This is a genomic window from Phytoactinopolyspora endophytica (genome assembly GCF_004138495.1).
In the GTDB taxonomy this organism is placed as follows: Bacteria; Actinomycetota; Actinomycetes; order Jiangellales; family Jiangellaceae; genus Phytoactinopolyspora; species Phytoactinopolyspora endophytica.
On record NZ_ML142849.1, the window covers coordinates 577342 to 580934 of the forward strand.

Consider the following 3593-nt stretch of genomic DNA (forward strand, 5'->3'; position numbering starts at 1 on the left):
CGGACGCCGTCACCGAGCTGCACATCCCCACGGACGACGGCGTAGGCGTTCACCGTCGAATCCGTCCCCATCCGCACCGACCCGGTCACGTAGGCGAACGCCGCGATGTAGGAGCGCTCCCCCACGATGAGCTCGTCGGGATAGCAGGCGGCGAGGTGCGAGACGAAACTGCGGTCGCCAAGCCGTGCACCTCGCTCGGTCAGCACTCGTTGAAACTCCAGCTGATCACGCCGTTGATCCTCGCCGGCCGAGGACCAGAACTCCCAGGCGTTGTAGTCGAGCTCCGCTCCAGCCATTCCGGTGCGATCCCCGTACCCTCCGGACCCTCCGTGGCTTCCACCCGTGATCATCAACCGTCAGCCCTACTATGGCCGGCACACCCGTTGATGATCATGCGGGAAGGAGCTTGCGCACGACGGGCGCTATCGACGACGCCATGTGGGCGTAGCCCGCGGTATTCGGGTGCAGGCCGTCGCCCAGCATGTGTGCCTGCTCCAGCCCGAGCACGTCGAGGCCGTCGAGCAAGTGAACGTCGTCGTCGCCGTGCTCCCGTAAGAGACGAACACCCTCCGAGACGAAGGAGCGCACCTGCGCCAGCGACATCCCTGCCTCGCTCGGCACGTCTTCCCGGGAAGGCGAGACGATCGGCGAGATCACCACGATCGGCACTCCTGGATGCCCGTCCCGGATGGTGCTCAGCAGACCGAGCACCGCGGGCAGGAACGAGCGCTCGTTGAACGTACCGCGGTTGTGCACGTTGATCCCGAGACAAGTGATGATCAGGTCGGCCGGCATGTCCCGGATCATCCGTCCCACCATCGGGTCCAGGTGACATTGGCCGCCGTACCCGAGGCAGGTCAGGTCCATCTCCAGCTCGCGCGCCACCAGCGCGGGCCAGGTACGCGTCGGCGACGCCGCCGCCCGGCAGTGGGAGATGGAGCTGCCATAGGTGATCAGTTTCGGGCGCTGCGGCAGGTCCGGACGCCACACCCGCGCGTCGTCGTCGATCTCTAGCGTGGACAGCCGGAAGTCGCCGAACTGCGGCAGCCACAGCTCGACGGTCTTCTCCCCCGCCGGCAGATCGAACCCGAATGCCCCCTCCGGGGTCACCGGCGACGACGACACGTAATGCCCGTCCACGACCAGGTCGACCGGCGACACCTCATCCGCGGGCGCCACATCACCCAGGTCGGTGACGACCGCGCGGCCGTGGACAGCCAGCGCGTCGGTGCCGAAGACGACTCGGACGCCGGCCGGCATCAGCGCCCGCAACCGCAAATCCTCCGGGAAGAGTTCCCGCCGGCTGTGCTGCAGGCGCCATCCTCGCGACCACTCTGGAGTGTGCTCGACCTCGACTGCCCCCTCCCATGTCAGGACGTCGTCGCTGGCACGTATCCGTCGCGTGAGACCGCTTTCCGTGGTCGACATACCGCCTCTTCTCGTTCATCGTCTCGTCTGCAGCGCCCCGGTCGCCCCGGTTGCCTCGCGGTGCCGACGGCGTCACGGCTCCCGGCAGCCCGCGCCTGCCCATTTTCGCAAGGGCGATCCGTTCTGCCCTCACCCTGTCCGTGTGGTGAGCCGGCGTCGGTCGGCAGCCGTCAGATCTTCCAGTGTTCGACCGTGCCACCGTTGTCGGCGCTGTGCTGCGCCAGCAGGGCGATGCGGGTGGCGTCGACCGACTCGGCGGTCCCGACCTCGGGCCGTCCGCCGGAGAGGACGGCGTCGAAGAAGTCCTCAGCAGGCCGGTGTCCCGCCGGAAGCGGCTCCAACCAGGTATCGCGGTCATGGGTGGCCACCTCGAGCACCCGCTCGGTCCAGCGCATCTCCGCCGTGCCGCGGGTACCGACCAGCCGCATCTGGTAGCGGCCATTGCCGTTCCCGGCCTCCGGCGCGAGCCAGTGCGCGTCGATCGTCGCCGTCACCGCCCCGGCGCTGAGCAGCATCGAGCCGTGGTCTCTGAACTCGGGGTACTGCGGATACGCTCCCTTACCGCTCGCCCCGACGACGTAACCGTCCCGGGCGCCGGTCAGCGCCAGCACCATGTCGACGTCGTGCACCGCGAGATCACCAAGGATCCCGCCGTAGTCCGCGGTGAAGAACCACGACGGCCGGTTCGGGTGCCTCAGGGTGTGCGGACCGGTGCTGGCGATCAAGGTCAGATCTCCGAGCGTCCCGGCGTCGAGCAGCTTCCGAGCGGCCAGCGTGACGGGGTAGCCGCGCTTCTCGAACATCACCGAGACAGTACGCCCGGACTGCGCAGCCGCCTCCTCGATCGTGGACAGTTGCGCCAGCGACGTGCACAGGGGCTTGTCGGCGATCACGTCCGCCCCGGCACCCAGCGCATCGACGACGACGCCGGCGCGGTCGACATAGACACCGTTGACCGCCACCACGTCGACGTCATGACGGTCCAGCATCTCCCGGTGGTCGGCGTATGCCGGGACGTCACCGATGCTCTCGGCATACGCGGCGAGATTGGCGGGGTCCGGGTCGCAGACGGCGACAAGACGGACCTCCGGCCGGTGCGGCAGTTCAGAGAAGACGTACGTCACGTGCGGATGAGCCATCCCGGCCACGGCCAAGCGGATCACGAGCCCTCCTCCATGTCGAAGGTCATCTCCGCCCCTTACTCACAGGATGCGGCATCCGAGGGACGACGTTCACGGGGACTGTTCCAGCGTGGGCGTCCGGCCCTGCGCAGACGTCCCATCAGGCGTGGACGACCGTTCCAAGGCGACGGTCCGACCCGTCTCGGCCGCCTCGTAGATCCCGCAAAGCAACCGGACGGTGGCGAGGCCGTCCCGCGCGCCGATCGCCGGTGCCCTGCCGGTGCGGTACGCGTCGATGATGTCCTGCCACTGCGCCAGATGTCCCGCGAGACCGATGGCCGCCGGATCCGCCGCCCCGCTGCCTGGCCCCGACTCCGGCTCGGGAGGCGGCGGAACGTCGCGAAAGCCCCAGCTGCTCACGCCGCTGTTGACGAACTCCGCCGAACCCGCACTGGTGAACAGCTTCATCGCGGCCGGCTCACCCGGCGGAGTCGCCGTCGAGGTCACCACGACGCCCAGCGCGCCGGAGGCGAACTGAAGCGTCGCGACGGTCGTGTCCTCGGCGTCCATCCGCCGTCCCAATGTGCCGTACTGGGCGCTGACGTGAGTGACCGGCCCCATCATCCAGGCCAGCAGGTCCACGCTGTGCAGCCCCTGGTTCATCAGCGACCCGCCGCCCTGGTCCTGCCGTTTCCGCCAGGATGCGTGCGCGTAGTAGGCGTCGTCGCGGAACCAATGCACGAACGCCTCACCCAGTACCGGTCGTCCGAGATCGCCCGCGTCGAGGTGTCGTTTGACATACTGGTTCTGTGGTTCGAGCCGTCGTTGCGAGATCACGCTGACGAAACGGTTCTGCTCGTCGGCGACGCGCACCACTTCTTCAGCCGACGCGATGTCGACACTCAGCGGCTTCTCGACCACCACGTGTTTGCCCGCGCGGAGCGCGGCCAGCGTCTGCTCGCCGTGCACGCCGCTCGGGGTGCACAGCACCACGAGATCGACATCCGGGTGCGCGACCACCTCGTCAGGGCTGACATGCACAGC

The 3593-nt window shown here is 68.4% G+C and carries 3 protein-coding genes and 1 pseudogene; all 4 read right to left on the minus strand.

All coding sequences use genetic code 11. The annotated features are described in order from the left end of the window. Window positions 1-296, minus strand: a pseudogene (locus tag ELR45_RS36545) (acyltransferase); the annotation flags it as partial. A 94-nt stretch (window positions 297-390) separates the two neighbouring features. After that, window positions 391-1428: an SGNH/GDSL hydrolase family protein gene (locus ELR45_RS02565; RefSeq protein WP_129663150.1), complete on the minus strand. Its 1038-nt coding sequence runs from the start codon at window positions 1426-1428 to the stop codon at window positions 391-393. A gap of 170 nt (window positions 1429-1598) precedes the next feature. Continuing rightward, window positions 1599-2591 carry a Gfo/Idh/MocA family protein gene (locus tag ELR45_RS02570; protein ID WP_129663152.1) on the minus strand — a complete coding sequence of 331 codons (993 nt, stop codon included), beginning with the start codon at window positions 2589-2591 and terminating at the stop codon, window positions 1599-1601. Between the two features lie 69 nt (window positions 2592-2660). Continuing rightward, on the minus strand, window positions 2661-3593 hold a 933-nt coding region (locus ELR45_RS02575; RefSeq protein ID WP_165367401.1), incomplete at its 5' end, for a Gfo/Idh/MocA family protein.